The sequence below is a fragment of the Microbispora sp. GKU 823 genome (assembly GCF_002027145.1).
Taxonomy (GTDB): Bacteria; Actinomycetota; Actinomycetes; order Streptosporangiales; family Streptosporangiaceae; genus Microbispora; species Microbispora siamensis.
This window is the reverse complement of the sequence record NZ_MWJN01000002.1, coordinates 99345-119288: the sequence shown is the minus strand read 5'-3', so window position 1 is coordinate 119288 and position 19944 is coordinate 99345. Positions and strand designations below refer to the sequence as shown.

Below are 19944 nucleotides of genomic sequence, written 5' to 3'. Positions count from 1 at the left end.
GGCGGGCATGGGCGCGGGGGAGTTCGCCGTCGGCAGGTTCGCCCCGCCCGCCGTGCGCGAACGGCTGCCCTTCGCGCTGGCGCTCCTGCTGGGCGTGCCGCTGCTCGGGTTCGCCGTCCGCCCGGGGGGTGGCCGTCGCGGCGGCGCTGGCCGCCCTGGCCGCGGCGGGGCTCGCCTACAACCTGGGGCTCCAGCGGCGGTTCCTCGACGCGGTTCCCGAGGCCGCGCGCGGGCAGGCGTTCGGCCTGCAGACGTCCGGGCTGATGACGGCCCAGGCGCTGGGCGCGGCCGCCGCGGGCGCCCTCGCCGAACTCGTGCCCGCCCATCTCGCCATCGCGCTGTCGGGCTGCGGCGTGATCGCCGTCGTGCTCGCGCTGCGAGGTGATCTGCGCGGCGACCGGCCGAGGCGGGTCAGCCCGCCGTACGGTCCCGGCGGGGCAGGGGAGGGCGCTCGCCCGAGCCCCGCGGAACCAGCCGCGTAGCGATTTCGATCCTGCTGGTCGGCCCCTCGTCCCCGGACAGGCGCATGAACAGCAGGTCGGCGGCCGTACGGCCGAGCCGGGCGGGATCCTGCGCCACCACGGTGATGCCGAGCAGGTCGGCCAGTTCGAAGTCGTCGAACCCGACCAGGGCGAGACCGCCCGCGGCGCCCGCGTCGGCGGCGTCCGTGAGCGAGGCCAGCGTCCGCAGGGTCTCCACGGTGGTGCGGCCGTTGCCGGTCAGCAACGCGGTCGGGGGGTCGGACGCCGTGAGCAGCCGGGTCAGGTCGGCCCGCATCCGCGCCGGGTCCGGCGGCCCCATGACCACCAGCCCCTCGTCGTACGGCAGGCCGGCGGCGGCCAGTGCCTGCCGGTAACCGCGCAGCCGTTCGGCGGCGGTGAAGATCCCGGGGGAGTCGCCGAGGAAGGCGATGCGGCGGTGGCCGTGCGCGATCAGGTGGGCCGTGCCCGCCCGTGCACCGCCCGCGTTGTCGCACAGGACGGTGTCCGCCTCGAATCCCGCGCCCGGCGGCCGGTCGGCGAAGACCGCCTTGATCCCGGCCTCGAACTCGGGCGCGAGGTAATCGTGGTCGCTCCCCGCAGGCACGATGATCAGCCCGTCCACGCGGCGGGCGCAGAAGGCGAGCACGAGATCGCGCTCGCGGGCCGCGTCCTCCCGGGATGACCCGGTGAACAGCAGGTAGCCGTGGTGCAGCGCGGCGTCCTCCACGGCGCGGCTGAGGCTGGAGTAGAAGGCGTCGGCGACGTCCTCGATGACCAGGCCGATGCTCGCCGTACGGCCCCGCCGCAGGATGCGCGCGCTGTCGTTGCGGCGGTAGCCGAGCCGCTCGATGGCCTCCTGCACGCGTCCGGCGGTCGCGGCGTTGACGCCGGGCTCGTTGTTGACGACGCGGGAGACGGTCTTGAGCGCCACACCGGCCGCGGCGGCCACGTCGTTCATGGTCGGACGGCCGCGTCTCGTCTCTCCCACGCAGGGATCATCTCCCATTTCACGGCCCTAGACAACGTTGTCAGTTCCATGGTGAGAGATGGTCGCTTTTGTGGGGACGTGGGGGGTGTGCCGGATCACGGACTGCCGGGCTCCGCGCGGCTCGCGCCTCCGGTGGCCCGCAGGTCGGCCTCGATCCTGGCGGCGGTGGCGAGCAGCGGGGGGAGCAGGTCGCGGCGGGCCGACTCCAGGGTGGTGCGGCTGGCGTGCGAGGAGATGTTGACCGCCGCGACCACCCGGCCGCCGCGGTCCCTGATCGGCGCGGCGATCGAGCGCAGCCCCTCCTCCAGTTCCTGGTCCACCATGGCCCAGCCCTGGGTCCGTACGCGGTCGAGCGCGGCGCGCAGGGCGACCGGCGAGGTGGTGGTGTGCGGGGTCAGCCGCTCCAGGTCGGCGCGGGCGAGGTAGGCGTCGAGCTCCTCCGGAGGGAGCCCCGCGAGCAGCACCCGGCCCATGGAGGTGCAGTACGCCGGAAAGCGGGTGCCGATAGCGATCGTCACGCGCATGATCCGGGCCGTCGGCACCCGGGCCACGTAGACGATGTCGGTGTCGTCCAGCACGGAGACCGACGCCGACTCGTGCACCTCGGAGACGAGCCGCTCCAGGTGCGGCAGCGCGACCTCGGGCAGGGAGAGGCTCGACAGGTAGGCGTAGCCCAGTTCGAGCACCCGGGGCGACAGGGAGAACAGGCGCCCGTCGGTCCGCACGTAGCCCAGGCCGGCGAGCGTCAGCAGGAACCTGCGCGCCGCGGCGCGGGTGAGGCCGGTCTTGCGGGCGACCTCGCTGAGCGTCAGCTCCGGGCTCGCCGCGTCGAACGCCCGGATCACGGCCAGACCCCGGGCCAGCGACTGGACGTGCTCCTCCGCCATGACCGCCCACCTCCCGACCGGAACCCTAGCGCCCCTCCCGCCAATCTTTGCCCCGTCGCGTCGCCCAGAGCGGCACCTCGCGGCGTTGTCGCCCCACCCACGAAAATCCCTCGCAGGCTCGGGATTTCCGCGGGGGCCCGGGAAGATCGGCCGTAGGCTCCGCTACGGCCTCCTCCTCCGCTTTGCGATGCACCACTCTGGACACCGCTCCTTCCGGGCAAACCTTGTCGGTCACGGCACCAGCGCCGGCCGGTGACGGCCGGTGAACGGGCGGGGGACGGGCGGGACGCGCGACACAGGCCGGTAGGGTTCTCCGGGTGATGAGGGGGATTGCGACCTATCGGGGAAACCTGCTGCTGGTGTGCGGTTTCGTCCTGGCGGCGCTCAACCTGAGGCCCGCTCTCGCGGGCGTGTCACCGCTCCTCCCGGCCATCATGCGGGACCTCGGCCTCAGCCCCGCCGGGGGTGGCGCCATCACCACGGTGATGGTGGCGTGCCTCGGCCTGCTCGCCCCGGCCGCGCCCGCGCTGGCCACCCGGATCGGGCTCGACCGCACGCTGCTGGCCGGCCTGCTCGTCCTGGCCGCCGGTGTCGCCCTGCGCAGCGCGGACGGCGTGCCCGCGTTGTACTGCGGCGCCGCCCTGGCCGGCACGGCCATCGCCGTCATGAACGTCGTCATGCCGGGCCTCGTCAAGCAGCACTTCCCCGGCAGGATCGGGCTCTTCACCGGTCTGTACGTCTCGGTCATGGTGAGCGGGGCCGCCATGGCCTCGGCGGCGATGGTCCCGCTGGCCGGGCAGGTCGGCTGGCGGGCGGCGGCGGGGTCGGCGACCCTGCTCGCGCTGCTGGCGGCGGCCTGTGGTGGGTGGCGCTCACGAGGCAGGGCCGGGCCGTCGCGTCGCCGTCCCCGGCCGTGTTCACGAGGCCGGACGCGCAGGACCCGGCGGCACGGGCCGGAGGGCGGGACGGCCGTTCGCGGTCCCGTGATCCCGGCCAGCGGCCGTACGCGGCCCTGCTCCGCGCGCCCGCGACGTGGCCGGTCATGGCCTTCATGGGTCTGCAGTCGCTGACCTTCTACGTCCTGCTGGCCTGGCTGCCCACCGTGTTCCAGGCCGCCGGCCTCCCCGCCGACGAGGCGGGATATCTGCTGGGCCTGACGAACCTCGTGCAGATCGTCGCCGCGCTGGCCGTCCCCCTGCACGCGGGCCGGGCCCGATCCCAGAAGCCGCACGTGGTCGTGGCCGCGCTGCTGACCGTCGGCGGATATCTGGGCGTGCTGCTCGCGCCCACCACCACGCCGTGGCTGTGGATGATCGCCCTCGGGCTCGGCCAGGGGGCCTCGATCGCGCTCGCCCTGCTGATCATCACGCTGCGGGCGCCCGATCCGGCCTCGGTGACCGCGCTGTCGGCGGTCGCCCAGTCGAGCGGCTATGTGCTGGCCGCGATCGGGCCGCTCGCGTTCGGCCTGCTCCACGAGCTGTCCGGCGGCTGGTCCGTGCCCCTGCTCGCCGGGCTGGGGGCGTGCGCCCTCCAACTGGTGTCGGGTGTGCTCGCCGCCCGCCCCGCGACGGGGTAGTCAGAGACGATCGGATGAGCGGTCGGATCGCGAGGTCGTGTCCCCCGATCAGAGACCGCGGAGGCGGCTGGCGAGCTCGTTGCGGCTGCGCACGCCGACCTTCGCGAAGATCGACTTCAGGTAGTCCTGGACGGTGTAGGCCGACAGATGCAGCACGTCAGCGATCTCGGAGGTGGACCGGCCGGTGAGCACCTCCGCACAGACCTGCCGCTCTCGGGGGGTCAGGGCGTAGGAACTCATCATGATCCCGATCACCTCGTCCGGGACGGGCCTGCCAGGCCTCCAGCCAGTCCCGCGCGGCCGGCGTGACGCCGGTGAAATCGCCGCCGGAACCGCCGGATCCGCGCATCAGGCCCGCGACTCCCCAGCAGGCGCCGCCGCTGACGAAGGACGCACGGAGGTCGAAGGCCACGCCCATGGATGTGTAGAGCTCGTTGACGCGACGGCTCCGCACGACCTCCCCGTACGGCAGTTCGGCGAACCGGCCCGTCCAGGCGGACCCGGGGGTCCCGCTGGATCCCGCCCAGTGTGTGCCGGATCTGGAACAGCTGGTCAGCGCGGCAGCCGTTCGAGATCGATGGCGATGGGGAAGGGGGCGTCCACCGCGAGGCGGGTGTGGTGGACGCCGGTCACCTGATATCCGGCGCCGTCGGCGTCGAGTGCGAAGGAGTAGACGAAGGGGCGGCAGTCGGTGCTCTCGACCCGCCAGAAGTGGGGGATGCCGGCCGCCGCGTAGTGCCGTGGCCGCACGTCGCGGTCCGGGGCGGGCGAGTCGGGGCCGACGACCTCGATGACCAGGCGCACCTCCTCGGCGAGGTAGCAGGTCCTCCGGTCGTCGGAGGCGGCGAGGTCGTCCACCAGGGACACGTCGGGGCGGGCGCGCCGATCCGGTCCCAGTAACACGTCCATGCGGCTGACCGCCACCAGGTCGCCCGGCACCTGCGCGTTCAGGGCCGTGCGCAGGCCGTAGGCCATGCGCTCACGGAATCGGGTCTGGGGGCCCGTGGGGACGAGGCCGGCGTCGGGGTGATCGTCCTCGCCGTCCCGCCGCTCGTCGGTGGGGGGACGGAGCCGGGAGAACCGATCGGAGACGCCCCCGGCCCCGCCTCCCGGACGGGGCTGGAGCCAGTCATCGAGCACGCTGGTCATGGCAGAAGCCTAGCGTCACCCTCTGTGATGAACGAACTACGCGAGCCGCCCTAAGCCGGGTCGAGCGGGCGCAATTCGTCGGCGTACCCGACCGAAAGACGGCGCATGGTCCCGTCGTCGGTGATGGAGTACTGCCCCATGCGCCACAGAGGCGGCGAGTACGCGTGGATCGAAACCGAGCCGGGCGCCTCGCCGGTCAGCCGGTGGATGTGGTCGGGCCCGAACGAGAAGGCCTCGCCCTCCGTGACCGGCGTCTCCAGGTGAACGCCGCCGATGCGCGGGTTGCACTCCTTCAGCTCGCCGGCCACCACGCGGACCGCGCCGGAGGAGACGTCGTGGTCGTGCCAGCCGGTGTCGTCCCCGGGCCGCCAGCACAGCAGCCACACGTCCACGTACGAGTCGCGGTGCAGCGAGACGTAGTGACGTCCCCCGTCCTCCGCGCCATCGAAGTTGAGGTGGTGACGCCACAGCTCGGGCCGCTCGGCCAGGTCCTCGACCAGGGCGAGCAGCTCGCGGCGGTCGAGCGCGCGGGCGGGCAGGTCGGCCAAGGAGGCACAGAGCGCGCCTTCCTGGATCGTGGGCGTGCTCATGGGTGCGACTCCTTCCGGGACAGCAGACGGCCGGGATTGGCCACGCGGACGGCATGATCGATGGCTCGTTGTGCGGGGTCGCCGGGGTCCGGCCACGCCGACTCGGCGTACGGCTGGTCGCTTCCGGCGACGAGGACGTCGATCCCGAGTTCGCGGATCACCGCGTCGGCGGCCCGGGGGCCGTAGGACGACGTCTCCAGGAACAGATCGGGGTCCACCAGGCCGCGCCCGGTCGCGCCCCGGCTCAGCTGGCGCTCCCGGTGCAGCGGGGCCAGCCCGGCCAGCAGCGCGAAGCACACCTTCAACCGGGGGTGCCGGGGCCGGCCGAAGGCCTCGAACGCGTACCAGGCGGCGTGCATCTGCTGCACGTACGGCACGACGGCGGCCCACCAGGCGGGGCCCGCAGCCGCAGCGGGGCCCGGATGGACGAACAGCGGCAGGCCGCGGTCCTCCAGCACGTCGAGCAGCGGGGCGGCCAGGGCCAGCCCCCGGGCGTCCCCGAGCGCGGTCGCCGGAAGCTGCAGCCCGGCCAGGCCCTGGTCGAGGGCACGGGCGAGCCGTACGGGATCGGGGTCGGTCACCGGGGCGGCGGCCCAGGCGCCGAACGGCGCGGGCAGCGCGCGGGCGTCGGCGTGGTAGGCGTCGATGAGCGGCCACGCCTCCTCCGGCGGCAGGTGCTCGATCCCGAGCGGGCTCGACAGGGAGACGAGGGCGAGGCCGAGGTGGGCGTTGCGCTTGCGCCGGATCTCCACGTCGTGGTCGGCCGGATCCGCCTCGTACGGCGGCTCGCCGTCGAGGACGAGCGTCCAACCGTCCAGGTAGGGCGGGCGGGTGCGGCGGCGAAGCGCGTCGACGAGGGACGGCGTCCACAGGTGCTGGTGCACGTCCACGCTCATCGGCCGACCCCTCCGAGAAGTCTCCCTAATTCCCTACTGAGAATACATGCTTTTCGGGCGGGTGTGACCCCCGGGGCGGATGGCACCCGCCCCGGGCCGGTCAGTCGTCGCCGAGGATCATGTTGAGGATCCAGCTGATCACGCCGACGACGATGGCGCCCCAGAAGGCGGCCACGAACCCGTCGACGTGGAAGGGGAGGTCGAGCTGCTCGGCGAGCCAGCTCGTGAGCAGCAGCAGGGCGGCGTTCACCACCAGGGCGAACAGCCCCAGCGTGAGCACGTAGAACGCGCAGCCGATCGTCTTGATGATCGGCTTGATGACGGCGTTCACGAGGCCGAAGATCAGCGCGACCGCGAGGAGGGTGCCGATCTGCTTGGCGGTGGAGCCGGCGCTGACGGTGATGCCGTCCACCAGCTTGGTGGACGCCCACAGGGCCGCGGCCACCACGATGATCTTGAGTATGACCTTCACCTCAAGAATCCTTCCATGGCACGGCAAAGAGTGCGCGGATCGCGTGTGGCCGGAATAGGCGGTCCGCGCCGGGGGCGGGGAGGGCGGCAAAAAGCTCGCCCGTTTCCGGCGGTCTTTCTCTCGTCTCGGGGGTATAAGGGGCAAACCTGGGGGAAACCGACCAGTTGGGGGTGAGATCGAATGGACGTGGAAGAGCTCGAGTCGCTCCCCGCGAAGGAGCTGCACGATCGCGCCGTGCGCTACGCCGTACGGCACGGCGACCTGGGATTCCTGTGGGATCTGCTGAAGGTCATCCCGGCGGCCGAGGCCGCCAGCGGCAACAGCGACGAGACCGCGAACGACCTCAGCAGGGTCTCGGCGCTGCTCAGCGACGCGATCGGCGCGGGCGAGGGTGAGCTCGGCGACGCGCTCCGGCCGGTCTACGTCGACTACCTGTCCAAACACCCCGACGCCTGAGCGCGGGGGCCTGCGCTCAGCAACCTCTCATCTCCGCACGTCACAATGGCGGCGTGGTCAAGACACAGGTGCTCGTCGTCGACGACGAACCCGAGGTCCGCGACGCGATCGCGCGGGCGCTGCGCGTGGAGGGGTACGGCGTTGCGACCGCCGGGGACGGCGTGGACGCCCTCGACGCCATCGACGGAGTGGCGCCCGACCTCGTGGTGCTCGACGTGCTCATGCCGGGCATGGACGGCATCGAGGTCTGCCGTACGCTGCGCGGCGACGGCAACCGGCTGCCGGTGCTCATGCTGACGGCCCTGGACGGCATCGGCGACAAGGTGGCCGGCCTCGACGCGGGCGCCGACGACTACCTGGTGAAGCCGTTCGCGCTGGAGGAGCTGTTCGCGCGGGTGCGCGCCCTGCTGCGCCGCGCCGCGCCGCCCCCGGAGGCCGGCTTCGCCGACCTGGTCCTGCTCCCCGACAGCAGGCAGGCCCGGCGCGGCCGGCGGCTCATCGACCTGACCCGCACCGAGTACGCCCTGCTGGACCTGCTGATCCGCAACGGCGGCCAGGTGCTGACCCGGCAGCTCATCCTCGAACGCATCTGGGGCTACGGCTTCCGGCCCGGGTCCAACCCGCTGGAGGTCTACATCGGTTACCTGCGCAAGAAGACCGAGGCGGGGGGCGAGCCGCGGCTGATCCACACCGTTCACGGCCTCGGGTACGCGCTGAGGGAGCCCACCGCTGCTCCCGCCACCGGGGAGGAGCGGTGAAGCTCCGCTGGCGGCTCGCGATGGCCTCGGCGCTGGCCGCCGCGGTGAGCGTGATCGTCGTGATCGTGGCCGCCTACGTCATCACCTGCCGCCGCGTCGAGTGGGCGATGGACCACTACGGGGGAGCGTACGAGAGCTACGGCGGCTACGGCGACCGGCCCCCCAACGGCGTGCTGGCCGCCCTCGCCGACGTGGACGACCTGGGCTGGCCCTTCGTCGCCGTGGCGTTCGGCGGCCTGGTGCTGTCGGGGGCGCTCGGGTGGCTGGCCGCCCGCGCGGCGCTGCGGCCGGTCAACGCGCTCAAGGACGCCGCAGGACGGGTGGCCACCACCCGCGACCTGACCACCCGGATCGACGTGGCGGGGGACGACGAGCTGAGCAGCCTGGCCCGCAGCTTCAACGCGATGCTCGACGCGCTGGAACGCTCCGCCAAGTCGCAGAAGCGCCTCGTCGCCGACGCCTCCCACGAGCTGCGTACGCCGCTCACCGCCCTGCGGACCAACGTCGAGCTGCTGATGAGGGGCGACCTGCCGCAGGAGGTCCACGAGGAGGTGAGCCGCGCCGTGATGAGCGGCCTGGAGGAGCTCACGGCCCTCGTCTCCGACGTGGTCGAGCTGGCCCGCGACGAGGAGCCCGCCGTGCTCGTGGAGAGCGTGCGCCTCGACGAGCTCGTGGAGCGGGAGGTCGCCAGGGCGGCCAGGCACTGGCCGTCGACGGCCTACTCCGTGTCGGCCGAGCCGACGGTGGTGCGGGGCGTGCCCGACCGGCTCGCCCGGGCCGTCGCCAACCTGCTCGACAACGCGGCCAAGTACAGCCCGGCCGGCGGCCTGGTCGAGGTGTCGCTGCGGGGCGGCGTGCTGACGGTGCGCGACCACGGCCCCGGCATCTCCGCGGACGACCTGCCGCACGTCTTCGACCGCTTCTATCGCGCGCCCTCGGCCCGGAAGCTGCCCGGCTCGGGGCTGGGCCTGGCGATCGTGGGCCAGGTCGTGGACAGCCACGGCGGCAGCGTGTCGGCCAGTCCCGCCCCCGGCGGAGGCACGCTCGTCCGGCTGGCGCTGCCAGTAGGGTGAGGTCATGGGCTCTGTACGCGTCGAGCGGACCGAGGACGGGTTCGTCGCCCGCAACGAGCGCGGCGCCGAGATCGAGATGGGCTCCGGTGACGGCCTGTTCAGCCCGGTGGAGCTGCTGCTGGCCGCCGTCGGCGGATGCAACGTCATGACGGTCGAGCCGCTCACCGCCAAGCGCGGCCACCGGCTCGTACGGCTGGCCGTCGAGGTCTCCGCCGAGAAGGAGAGTCCGACTCTGCTGCGCTCGGTCACCGTGACCTATGACGTGGAGTTGGCCCCGGAGGACTCCGGCGAGGTCTTCGAGGCGTCGCCGAGCGGGTCCACGAGCGCCACTGCACGGTGAGCCGGTCGCTCCAGAAGGGCACCGAGGTCAGGCTGGACCTCGGGCGGTAGCACGGGCGGGCGGGGCCCGTTCGGATGTAGGCCGGAAATCAACCTGCCTATGACGACTTCATGACAGGGCCCCTTGTAGTGTTGAAGCAGGTCCTCGGGAGAGGGCGACAGACTTTCTTGATAAAGGACGCGGATGGGGGAACCGCGTCCGGAAAGCGGGGGACCCGCCGGTGCCTTTGGGGAGGGCATTCCTGGCGGAACCGCTTTGATCCGGAGCCGGGCAGTTGGGGGACTGCCCGGCTCCGGCATTTTCAGGGTCCTGTACCCGTTCTCCTCCCGTCCGTCCCCTCCCCTCGCCGTCCGGGCCGCCGGGGTCCGCTTTGCCCCGGCCCGAAGACTCTCTCCGCGTCCGGGAAGCTCCTGGGGCCGTCCGTGTGGCGCGCGGAGGCTCGTCCCGGCGTCGGCAGCAGGGGCTCAACTCCGTCCAGGCGCCGTGCACAGGCCGCTGACGGGCCGCACAGCGGGCGCTGATTGCCTACACAGGGGGCTCTGACGGGCCGAACGGGGCGCGCTGATGGGCCGGGCACAGGGGGGGCCGTGCTTTGACCTGGCCGTCCGCCCGTCCGCCCGTCCGCCCGTCCGCCCGTTCGCCCGTCCGCGCGCTTCCCGCCTGCCCTCGGCCTCTCCGCCCGCGTCATGACCATGGCAGAGCCCCGCCATCGGTCCCACGCTCGCGCTATGACCATGGGCGAGCCGCGCCATCGGTCCCCACGCTCGCGCTGTGACCATGGGCGAGCCGCGGTCTCCGGCGCGGGAAAGGACCCTTTGCCTTCGTAAACCGCGGTCTTCCTCTCGCTGTGCGGCTCCGCTTTTGCGGCCAGTTGCTTTATCGCGCCGTCCCTGGCGATTTCCTTTGTGGTCTCTTGCCGTACGGCCCTCCGGGCTTTGCCGTTCATCGAACGGACCTCCGTCACGCACCGTCAACATCACGAAGCCGGTGCGGCGGAGCGTGGTGCGACTTGGGGTAAACAGGACCAGAGGTAGATCTTCTAGGCGCTATGCCGCTTTTACTTTGCTCCATCCTGACTCGTCCTGTAGTGTCCAGTTTGCCGCCGACCGGTGGCTGGATTGGACTTGGAGAGGAGATCACCGTGGGTGACCCCACATCGACCTCTGAGCCAAGGCATCTCGGATCACACGTCTGACTCACGACGGCCTTCCGGCCGATCGCCATAGCTTCAGCGCACACGCCTCCGGGTGACCGACTTCTCCTTTTCACCCGGACACGTGGCCCGTCTCTGCGGCCTGCCGTACGCGCAGGCCCTCTGATGACGCATGGCCATTCTCTGTCGTCTCACGAAAGATCCCCAGCCCTGATGAAGACTCTGTTTGACCTGCGTGGCAACCGACGCCTCACCGCCGCGGCCACTCTCGTCGGCGCGGCGGCCGTCACCGCGTCCCTCGTGGCCGCCGTGCCCGCGCCCGTCGAGCAGTCGGTCAACGAGGCCGCAAACGTTTCCGCCGCCATCCCGGCGCGCCAGCCCTCCCTCGCCATCCCGGCGCACGAGGAGGTCCTGCTGCAGGGCAGCACCACCGGCTCGTACTTCTGGGACGACGCCTCTGGCCGTCAGGGCGACACAGGCCTGCCGGCCATCGGCAAGCCCATGCAGAAGGGGCTGTTCGCCAGCCCGAGCTGGCCGCTCGGCACCGAGGGCTACATCTTCTACAAGGGCAAGAAGGCCAAGTTCTTCATCGGCGACCGCGGCCCGGGCGTCCCGTCGGACAGCGGCGTGATGCTGGACATCGACGGCCAGACCTTCGCCGAGCTCACCGGCACCACCTGGAACGAGGACACGCTGACCGTCGCCGGCGACCTCGGCCACATCCCGATCCAGTACGTCGTCACGAAGTGGGGCGACGGGCCAGGCCTGCGCGGCGAGCCGGTGCCCTTCTCCAGTGGCGCCTGGCGGAGCTGAGCCACGCGATTGCGATCAACGAGCGATGTGCGTGACCTTCGCGGGACTGCTAAGGTTACGGACATCGCGGGCGCCGCTAGCTCAGTTGGTTAGAGCAGCTGACTCTTAATCAGCGGGTCCGGGGTTCGAGTCCCTGGCGGCGCACCAAAGGAAAGCCCAGGTCGGCACAGCCGACCTGGGCTTTCTCTATGAGCCGCTCGTCTCTGCGGCACACCACGGCTCGCCTCCCGGTTCACGTCACGGACCTGACGCGTGGCCGTAGTTCACCTGGCCGAGTGGCTCGACCAGCAGCTTCATCGTGGCCGGGTCGCACACCTCCACCTCCCGGCGCTCCGTCTCGTCCCTTTCGCTGGTGGCGTCCGGGCCCGCCGGTCCTGAAGGGGCCGAGCGCGGCGACGCGTACGCCGTCGACGTAGACGTGCGCGGGGTCGCTGAACGAAGATCACGCTTTCGCCGCGGCTGATCTTCTGGGTTGTGATCCCATGTTTGTGCTGGTCGAGCTCGTTTTCGAGTGTGTGTTCGGTTATTCTTGAGGTAGTGGTTGCGGGGTGAGCTTGGTCTGTGGCCCAGGTGCCGAGTGATGAAGTAGCCGAGTCTGTTGAGTAAGTCCTGGTCCGGGCGGCCGGGAAACCAATGGTGCTTTCGTCTCCGGCTCTGAAGGGGGTGCCCGCCAATGCCAGGCTCGTCCACCTCTTCCGCACTTGACTTGCTTGAGGTGCCCTCCGGGCAGCCCTCGCCTCAGGAATCACCGAGGCAGCCCGTGGTGCTGGCGCCTCCCGTGTCTGGCGCGTCGTCTTCATCGCCCGTTCCGCCCATGCGGTCTGCTTCTGATCACGCCTCCTCCTCTTCGTCCGGCGTGGCCGGGGCCGGCGTGTTTTCGCCGCCGCGAACCGCGGTTCCGATTCCGGACGGGCTCACGGTGATACCGCCGGGTGCGGAGTTGGCCGCACTGCTGGCCGAGGTGAATGTGGAGCGCGTGTCGGGGTTCGACACGGTGGAGGTGCTCAAAGCGGCCTACCGGCAGGTCTGTCATGACCGGGCGTGGTTCTTGCGGGTCTTGCTGGAGGTGGGGCTGCGGGACTCGTTCTCGGGTGACGAGGTGGCGCGGTTGGAGGTGCCGGATGAGTTCGGCCCGGATGAGGCGCGGGCGGCACTGGTGTGGTCACGCCACCGCGCCGATTCGACGTTCGAGCTGGCCTGGAATGTCCACCGCCGGTTGCCGATCCTGGGAGAGGCGATGCTGGCCGGGACCCTGGACGAACCCCGGGCGGTGGCGTTCGTCCGCTGGACCCTGGGGTTGACGGACGAGCAAGCCGCCCTGGTGTGCGACCAGTTGGTGCCACAGGCGTCGTCCTGGACCGTGGGGGAGTTGATCGAGCGGATCCAGCGCCTGGCGTTGGCGCTCGACCCCGCCTGGGCCGAGCGCCGGTACGCGGAGGCGGTACGCCGCCGCCGGGTAGTGGGGACCCGCAACGAGGACGGCACCGCGACGGTGTCCGGGCTGGACCTTCCCCTGGATCGGGCGGCGGCCGGGTGCGACCGGATCGACGAACTGGCCCGGGCGTGCAAGCGGGCCGGGGACCGCCGTCCCATCGACCACATACGGGTGGACCTCTTTCTCGGCAGTCTGGACGGCACGTTCGAGGGCATGTCGGATGAGGAGATCACGACCCACGTCCTCTGTCACCCCTTTCACGACACCCCCGACGCCCGGGAAGACGATGCCGGCAACGCCCCCGACGCTGGCACCGGCACCGGCGGTAGTGGCCGCGACCCGGACGACTCCGGGGGCGATTTCGGCGTGCGTCCTGCCCCCGACCCCAACCACCCCGGCGGCGGTGGTGGCGTGCACGCAGACAGCGACTTCGATGAGCCAGATGGCGGCAGCGGCAGCGGCGGCGCCGATGGCACCGGCGGTTTCGCCGACGCCGACAGGGGTGCGGCCGAAGACGACCGTGACGCCGGGACGTGTAGCCGTCCGGGATATGGGTCCGGCCGAGCGTCGCCCGCGAGCGGCTCACCCGTAAGGGACTCGCACCCGACAGGGCCGCAGGAGATAGCGCCTGATGCGCCCGCACCTGCTGATGAGAGCGGAAGGGGCGCGGCCGAGTCCGACAAGGCCGTGCTCGACAAGGCGGTGCCTGGGAGAGCTGTGCTTGAGGGAGCCGTGCCCGAGGGAGCCGTGCTCGACAGGGCGGGGTTGAGGCATGCCCGAGCCCAAGCTCATGCACAGCCGGATGCCGGTGTCTGGGCGGGCGCCGGGGGATGGACGGTGCGGGAGATCCGGGTGGAGCTGACCACGCTGCTCGGCTTGGACGAGCATCCCGCCCATCTGCCCGGCTGGGGAGTGATCCACCCCTGTCTGGCCCGGCGCATCGTCGCAGGCATGCTCGGCGGGCAGTGGCGATACGCCATCTGCCACGACAACGGCCACCTGGCGCTGACCGGACTCACCCGGGCCCGCCCCCACACCCCCGGCCAGAACCGCCCCGCCCGCGCCCGGCGGCGCGGCGGCATCGTCGAACTGCAGATCACCTTCAGTCATCTGCGGGTGCTGGCCGCCCAGCCCGCCGACACCCTCGGGGCGTGGGCGCCGGTCGTCGCCGACCTGTCCGCCCACGCCGCACCCCTCCTGACCACTGGCCTGGGCGCCACTGATTCTGAAGACACCACGTCCGATGGCATCGCACCCGACTGCACCGCTCCGGGACGCCCGGTCCAGGACCGCGATGAGACCGGCGCCCGGCGCGAGGATGGCATGGCGGACGGCATGGCGGACGGCATGGCGGACGGCCTGGTAAACGGCCCGGTAGACAGACTGGTGGATGGGCGAGCAGAGGGGTGGGAGGACGGCGAGGCGGATTCGGAGCGGCGGCGTCAGGCCGGAGCGGCGTTACGACGATACGTGCAAATTCGGGGCCGGGTCTGCTCCTGGCCCGGCTGCCGCATGCCCGCCACCCGAACCGACCAGGACCACATCCTCCCGTGGGCGGAGCAGGGGCCCACGAAGGCGGAGAACCTGCACCTGGCCTGCCGCCACGACCACCGCGCCCGGCACCACGGCGGCTGGCGCGTCAGCGCCGCAGGCCCTCACCTGGTCGTCTGGACCAGTCCGCTGGGGCACCGCTATCCCAGCCCTCTCCCGAAGATCATCGTCTCCGTCTGTGACCCCCACCCCCGCAGCCGCACCTCAGCGCCCTACGAAGACCTCGGCGATCTCCCCGACACTCCCACGATGGTCCCGGCCCCCGAACCGCTACTCCGGCAGGAGGCCTCCCAACCGGGCACGGGAGTAGCAATGCCACCGCAATCGGACGGCGACGCCGGGACACGCGGATCGTTGCTCGGAGGCGAACGTGACGAACCGCCCTTCTGACACAGCCACACTCGGCAGGAGATGCCGGACACCGGGCGGCTCGGTGCCGACCGATCGGACACCGGGCGGCTTGGCGCCGACCGGTCGGACACGGAGCGGCTGGGCAGGCTTCGACACAAGGCCGAGCGAGGGCCCGAGCCAGTGGAGAGGGCTGGCTGATTTCGGGGTGTCCGGCCCGCTGCGATCGTCCCTGCCACCGTCCAGTACGACCGGCAGTGTGACGGTCAGGCGGCGGCAGTGCGACCGGCAGTGCGATCGGCAGTGTGACGGTCAGTGTGGCGGCAGTGCGACCGGCAGTGCGACCGGCAGGGCGACCGTCACTGTGAACGTCAGGGACTCGACGGCGGAAGCCATTGACGGACGACATGCCGGGGGATGTCGGCGTCGACGTGCCACAACTTCCGCCTGCCGTCCCAGGATGCGGGCATTCCTTCGGCCCGCGCCACGCGCTTCAGCTCATCCTTGTCCTCGAAGGGGACGTCGAGATAGAGACGGCCGCCGACGACCGCGCCCGGACGAGGCTCGCCGTCGCCGTCTGGCCGGGGCCCGGAGGAGCCACGCTGCGGCCAGGGGCGTGCGGGGCGTTCCATGCGAGCTCGCTCGACGATGTGGCGGACGCGTCGGCAGGACCCCGGATCGGTGATCCGCATCATGAGATCGGTAGGGCCGCTGTTCGCCAGGAGATTGAGGGATCCGTGCCAGAGCACGGTGTCATCGAGGATGAGCACCTTCTCATGCATGCGCTCGCGTGTCGCGACCTGGCATCCGGCAGCCCGGAGTTCGTCGATGAGGGCCTTCCGGCGTACGTCCTCCGTTTGATCTCTCGTGTGAACGGTGACCCGCACTCCTGCCTGGACGCGCGGTGCGAGGTGACGGAGCCACCTGCGCACGGGATTCGGATCGAGGAACGCGCAGTAGATCTCGATGCTGTGCCGGGCGCGGGCGATGTCCCAGGCGACGGCTCTTGGCACCTCGTCGGCCGGGAAGAACGCCGGTCTCGCCAGTTCCTCCTCGGGCAGGCCGGCGAGGTCGGCAGCGCAGCGGAAGGGGACGAGGTCGTCCACGGAGAGCCTGTGCGCATGCCGTTCCAGATGGTCGAGCATGCGCGCGGCCTCGCCGGCCGGGTTGAGCTTGGCGCGCAGGAACTGGGTGTCGGCCACGACGACGAGATGATCCTGCGCCCGGCTGAGGGCCACGTTGAGCAGACGGCACGTGGAGGAGGACAGCCCCAGGCCCTCGTAGAAGTAGCCGGGCTTGTCTCCCGATCCGGCGACCGTGTCGATGACCACGAGGGGACGCTGGCTGCCCTGGAAGCGGTGGACCGTGTCGACGAGTCCGTCGCAGTCCTGGCCGAACCGGTAGGCCAGGCTGTCCCGCAGCGCCTTGACCTGCGCCTTGAACGGGGCGATCACGGCCATGCGGTCGGTGGGACGCTCGCCGGCGGCAAGGTCGGTCCACTTGCGTGCGGGGAGGACCTCGTCGTACTGCAGGCCACGGATGAGCTCGTGGATGACGGCCTCGTGCACGGCATTGGTCGTGTGCGCGCCGTACCTGGCCGTGGGGTTGGGCAGGCGGCGCGAGGTGGTGTCGATCAGAATCAGCGGCCCGCTGAGCAGTGGCGATGAGGGAAGCCGGCCGCGGTCTTCTCGACCGGTGCGCAGAGGTGCGTCCGGGTAGGCGACCACGTTGACCACCTCGCAGATCGCCGGTCGCATCCGGTACTGCGTGTCCAGACAGACCAGCCGTGGATCGTCGCGGAGGGCCCTGCCGGCGGCGTCGACAAGCCCCGCCGTGGTGAAGGGATCCTGGTCCATCCAGAGCCGGGCGTGCTCCCGGTCTTCCGGGGAACTGCTTCGGTCACCGGAGGCTTTGGTCACCGCCGGCAACTGGCGGAAGTCGCCGGCGATGACGAGGCGGCGACCCGCGAGCCCCGCGACGCACCAGGCGGAGGGGGTGTTCACCATGCCGGCCTCATCGATGACGACCACGTCGATCGAGTCGAGAAGCTTGCGTGACTGCACCGCCTTCGCGACCGTCGTTCCCAGCACCATGCAGTTCGCGCGCACCACCTCGGTGATCTTCTGTAGTTCCTGCTCCAAGCCCGGCAGATGCTGCCGTAGCCGGTCAGCGGCCTCCTGGAGCGGGCCGCGAGCCGGGACGGCGCGAAGCCGGCTGCGCTGGACCGACAGCGCGCGTTCCGCTTCGGCGATCTCGGTCGCGTACCGCTGCCGGGCAGCATGCGCGAGGGGAAGCTCGTTGCCGGCCGCGGTCAGTTCCTGTTGGCGTTGCCATCGCATCCGGGCGAGCTGCTCCAGCTTGGCCTGCTTCTTCTTGGCGAACAGCCCGGTCGCAGTCCGATGCTCCGGATCTCGTGGTCGATCTCGCCGATCGCCCGCTGCGACAGCTCAACGCACTGCTGCAGCAAGGCGACGCGCTGACCGGCCCCGTCGTGGTCGGTGCGCAGATCGGCCAGCCGCTCCTCCGCGGCCGCCACATCCGCGTGCAGTGCAAGGTCCTGCAGAGCAGCATCCAACCGGCGGCGGACGTCGGCGATCTCCTCCACGAGCGAGGCGGACAGCCGTTCGGCGATCCTGGCCGGGTCGAGCTGCGCGCCGAACCTGGCCGCCAGCGAAGGCAGTTCGATGTCCCCGGCTCGTTGCACCAAACCCCTGTCGAAGCGTTCCTCGCCCGACAGCAGATCGCAGATCCGCTCCAGCGCCTGGTCCACGGCCACCTTGGTGGGGGCGACGAACAGCACGCGCAACCCCTGCCGGTAGCTGCCTTCCACGATGGCGGCCACGACGTCGGTCTTCCCGGTGCCCGGCGGTCCCCAGACACAGGTCAGCTCGCTCCCCAGCGCCTGTTCGACCGCCCGGCGCTGACCGTCGTTGAGTGTGCGCTCACGGTATCCCCGGATGAACCGCTCCGGCGTCCCGCAACGCTCGACGCGGGGCCGCCCCTGGCCCATCAGCCAGCCGGCGGAGGTCGGGTTGACCGAGCCCGTGGCCCCGCCCGCCGACTCCAGTCGCTCGGCGACGGCCTCCCAACCGGCCGTTTCGTCCGCACGCACCTGTGCCTGGATGGGCCCAGTGCCGAGATCGGCCGGTGTGCGGACTTTGACCTTTCCGTCGGGCATGCGCCGTACTTCGGCGCTCGACCAGGCGTCACGCGATCGGGAGGGGCGGATAAGCAGCCTTTCTCCGGCGAAGGCCTCCTTCCACGCCTTGCAGGAGAACAGGTATTCGTACTTCTCCGCGCTGCGGCCGAGCCGGCGTCCCTCGGACAAGGAGAGCTTCTCCCCGTCTCCGTCGCTTCGCAGCTCCGCCGCGATCTCCAGCCGTACGGCACGCAGCAACTGGTCGACCGGAAAGGGGGTGTGCCGCGGACCTGACATCTCGCTCCCGTGGCAAGGGGGCCGACAGGGTCGTGGTACGGATCGAGAACCTACCGTCTCCGGCCCGTGTGAACGGCCACTCCCGAGGAAAATCGGTGGGACGAAAGGTGCCATGGGCAAGGATCCGGGCGGGTGCTCTTAGGATGGACGCGGGGTGCCGGGAAGTCTGGTCGGCGGTCGTCGAACCGAGCCCGGAAACGGAGCGCCCATGGCCTCTCCCCGCCGACTGTCCCTCCTCGGTCCCGGTTCCCGGGCCGAGACCCGCCGCATCGCCGACATCCTCCGCAAGGAGACGATCGGCGGCGCGCTGCTTCTGGTCGCCGCCGTCGCGGCCCTCGTCTGGGCCAACTCGCCCTGGTCGGAGGCGTACGCGGGGCTGCGCTCGGTCACGGTGGGGCCGGCCGGGTGGCACCTGGACCTCAGCCTCGCCAAGTGGGCCTCGGACGGGCTGCTGGCGATCTTCTTCTTCGTCGCCGGCCTGGAACTCAAGCGCGAGTTCGTGGCCGGCGACCTGCGTGATCCCCGCCGGGCCGTCGTGCCCGTCGCGGCGGCGGTCGGCGGGGTGATCGTCCCGGCTCTGCTCTACCTGCTGGTCAACTCGCTCATGGACGGCGCGGTGCGGGGATGGGCGACCCCGACGGCCACCGACATCGCGTTCGCGCTGGCGGTGCTCGCCGTGGTGGGGCGGCGGCTGCCCGCCGCGCTGCGTACGTTCCTGCTCACCCTGGCCGTCGTGGACGACCTGCTGGCCATCGTGATCATCGCGGTGTTCTACACGTCGCATCTGTCGGTGCTGCCGCTGCTGGCGGCGCTGGTGCCGCTCGGCGTCTTCACCGTGCTGGTGCAGCGGCGGGTGCGCTCGTGGTGGCTGCTGCTCCCGCTGGCCGGCGTGACCTGGGGGTTGGTGCACGCCTCGGGTGTGCACGCCACGGTGGCCGGGGTGCTGCTCGGCTTCGCCGTACCCGTCCTGCGCAGTGAGAAGGCGGGCGGTCCGGAGGCGGGACCGGGGCTCGCCGAGCACTTCGAGCACCGGTTCCGCCCCATCTCGGCCGGGGTGGCCGTGCCGCTGTTCGCGTTCCTGTCCGCCGGTGTGCCGCTCGGCGGGCTGGACGGTGTGACGAACCTGCTCGCCGACCCGGTGTCGCTGGGCGTCGTCGTCGGGCTCGTCGTGGGCAAGCCGCTGGGGATCATGGCGGCCACCTGGCTGACCGCCCGCTTCACCCGTGCCGACATCGACGAGGGGCCGGCGTGGGTGGACATCGGCGGGCTGGCGATCCTGTCGGGCATCGGGTTCACGGTGTCCCTGCTCATCGGCGAGCTGGCGTTCGGCCCGGGCACGGCCCGTGACACGCAGGTCAAGCTGGCGGTCCTGACCGGTTCACTGGTCGCGGCGCTGCTGGCGACGGTGGTGCTGCGGCTGCGCGACCGCGCGTACCGGCGGCTCGCCGACGACGACGGAACCGCCGGGCCCGGGGACGCCGAGCATGTGGCCGGCGGGCGCGGCGCGGGCCGTTGGGCGCGACCGTGACCGGATCCGGGCG

At 71.5% G+C, this 19944-nt stretch carries 19 protein-coding genes and 1 tRNA gene; 11 read left to right on the top strand and 9 right to left on the bottom strand.

Features of this window, described 5'->3' with window-relative positions:
- Nucleotides 1-128 precede the first annotated feature (128 nt).
- Nucleotides 129-482, top strand: a complete 354-nt coding sequence (locus B1L11_RS47835) for a hypothetical protein (protein WP_218670842.1) — start codon at nucleotides 129-131, stop codon at nucleotides 480-482.
- Here B1L11_RS47835 and B1L11_RS02095 read toward each other — a convergent pair.
- Nucleotides 412-1470, bottom strand: a complete 1059-nt coding sequence (locus B1L11_RS02095) for a LacI family DNA-binding transcriptional regulator (RefSeq protein ID WP_256862154.1) — start codon at nucleotides 1468-1470, stop codon at nucleotides 412-414. The two genes, B1L11_RS47835 and B1L11_RS02095, sit on opposite strands and share 71 nt — an antisense overlap.
- 95 nt (nucleotides 1471-1565) lie before the next feature.
- Nucleotides 1566-2357 carry an IclR family transcriptional regulator gene (locus tag B1L11_RS02090; protein WP_079312618.1) on the bottom strand — a complete coding sequence of 264 codons (792 nt, stop codon included), beginning with the start codon at nucleotides 2355-2357 and terminating at the stop codon, nucleotides 1566-1568.
- Between the two features lie 320 nt (nucleotides 2358-2677).
- Between B1L11_RS02090 and B1L11_RS49600 the strand changes: the two genes are divergently transcribed.
- Entirely contained in the window at nucleotides 2678-3427 is a 750-nt protein-coding gene (locus tag B1L11_RS49600; protein WP_256862173.1) for an MFS transporter, read from the top strand.
- Nucleotides 3370-3933 (top strand): hypothetical protein, encoded by a 564-nt coding sequence (locus tag B1L11_RS49595; protein ID WP_372974639.1) that lies wholly within the window; start codon nucleotides 3370-3372, stop codon nucleotides 3931-3933. The genes B1L11_RS49600 and B1L11_RS49595 overlap by 58 nt, the downstream gene beginning before the upstream one ends.
- A gap of 48 nt (nucleotides 3934-3981) precedes the next feature.
- Here the strand turns inward: B1L11_RS49595 and B1L11_RS02080 are convergent, their stop codons facing one another.
- From B1L11_RS02080 to B1L11_RS02060, 5 genes are all read right to left on the bottom strand, one after another.
- On the bottom strand, nucleotides 3982-4176 hold the full coding sequence (locus tag B1L11_RS02080; protein WP_079312889.1) for a response regulator transcription factor: 195 nt from the start codon (nucleotides 4174-4176) through the stop codon (nucleotides 3982-3984).
- A 309-nt stretch (nucleotides 4177-4485) separates the two neighbouring features.
- Nucleotides 4486-5082, bottom strand: a complete 597-nt coding sequence (locus tag B1L11_RS02075) for a Uma2 family endonuclease (RefSeq protein WP_079312616.1) — start codon at nucleotides 5080-5082, stop codon at nucleotides 4486-4488.
- Between the two features lie 50 nt (nucleotides 5083-5132).
- Nucleotides 5133-5672 (bottom strand): cysteine dioxygenase family protein, encoded by a 540-nt coding sequence (locus tag B1L11_RS02070; protein WP_079312614.1) that lies wholly within the window; start codon nucleotides 5670-5672, stop codon nucleotides 5133-5135.
- A complete protein-coding gene (locus B1L11_RS02065; RefSeq protein ID WP_079312612.1) occupies nucleotides 5669-6568 on the bottom strand; it encodes an amidohydrolase family protein in 900 nt (299 codons plus the stop codon). Before B1L11_RS02065 ends, B1L11_RS02070 begins: the two co-directional genes overlap by 4 nt.
- Before the next feature lie 100 nt (nucleotides 6569-6668).
- Nucleotides 6669-7040 carry a phage holin family protein gene (locus tag B1L11_RS02060; RefSeq protein ID WP_076438990.1) on the bottom strand — a complete coding sequence of 124 codons (372 nt, stop codon included), beginning with the start codon at nucleotides 7038-7040 and terminating at the stop codon, nucleotides 6669-6671.
- A 180-nt stretch (nucleotides 7041-7220) separates the two neighbouring features.
- Here B1L11_RS02060 and B1L11_RS02055 point away from each other — a divergent pair, with 180 nt between their 5' ends.
- The 7 genes from B1L11_RS02055 (at nucleotide 7221) to B1L11_RS02025 (ending at nucleotide 15009) form a co-directional block, all read left to right on the top strand.
- Nucleotides 7221-7496: a hypothetical protein gene (locus B1L11_RS02055; RefSeq protein WP_076438988.1), complete on the top strand. Its 276-nt coding sequence runs from the start codon at nucleotides 7221-7223 to the stop codon at nucleotides 7494-7496.
- Nucleotides 7497-7549: 53 nt separating this feature from the next.
- Nucleotides 7550-8254 (top strand): response regulator transcription factor, encoded by a 705-nt coding sequence (locus B1L11_RS02050; RefSeq protein WP_079312610.1) that lies wholly within the window; start codon nucleotides 7550-7552, stop codon nucleotides 8252-8254.
- Nucleotides 8251-9327: a HAMP domain-containing sensor histidine kinase gene (locus tag B1L11_RS02045; RefSeq protein WP_079312608.1), complete on the top strand. Its 1077-nt coding sequence runs from the start codon at nucleotides 8251-8253 to the stop codon at nucleotides 9325-9327. Before B1L11_RS02050 ends, B1L11_RS02045 begins: the two co-directional genes overlap by 4 nt.
- Nucleotides 9328-9331: 4 nt before the next feature.
- Nucleotides 9332-9667, top strand: coding sequence for an OsmC family protein (locus B1L11_RS02040; protein ID WP_256862152.1), 336 nt, complete (start codon nucleotides 9332-9334; stop codon nucleotides 9665-9667).
- A 1366-nt stretch (nucleotides 9668-11033) separates the two neighbouring features.
- The gene (locus B1L11_RS54450; RefSeq protein WP_079312606.1) at nucleotides 11034-11633 is read left to right on the top strand and encodes a hypothetical protein; all 600 of its coding nucleotides are present in this window, start codon (nucleotides 11034-11036) and stop codon (nucleotides 11631-11633) included.
- Between the two features lie 70 nt (nucleotides 11634-11703).
- A tRNA-Lys gene (locus tag B1L11_RS02030) sits at nucleotides 11704-11780 on the top strand.
- A gap of 793 nt (nucleotides 11781-12573) precedes the next feature.
- Entirely contained in the window at nucleotides 12574-15009 is a 2436-nt protein-coding gene (locus tag B1L11_RS02025) for a DUF222 domain-containing protein (RefSeq protein ID WP_179154935.1), read from the top strand.
- Between the two features lie 329 nt (nucleotides 15010-15338).
- On the opposite strand, the gene B1L11_RS49585 is transcribed toward B1L11_RS02025, so the two are convergent.
- Nucleotides 15339-17306, bottom strand: a complete 1968-nt coding sequence (locus B1L11_RS49585; RefSeq protein ID WP_079312601.1) for an AAA domain-containing protein — start codon at nucleotides 17304-17306, stop codon at nucleotides 15339-15341.
- Nucleotides 17279-18403: an AAA domain-containing protein gene (locus tag B1L11_RS49580; protein WP_256862151.1), complete on the bottom strand. Its 1125-nt coding sequence runs from the start codon at nucleotides 18401-18403 to the stop codon at nucleotides 17279-17281. The genes B1L11_RS49585 and B1L11_RS49580 overlap by 28 nt, the downstream gene beginning before the upstream one ends.
- A 208-nt stretch (nucleotides 18404-18611) precedes the next feature.
- Between B1L11_RS49580 and nhaA the strand changes: the two genes are divergently transcribed.
- Complete coding sequence (gene nhaA / locus B1L11_RS02010) at nucleotides 18612-19931, top strand: Na+/H+ antiporter NhaA (RefSeq protein ID WP_079312597.1); 1320 nt, start codon at nucleotides 18612-18614, stop codon at nucleotides 19929-19931.
- Nucleotides 19932-19944 lie beyond the last annotated feature (13 nt).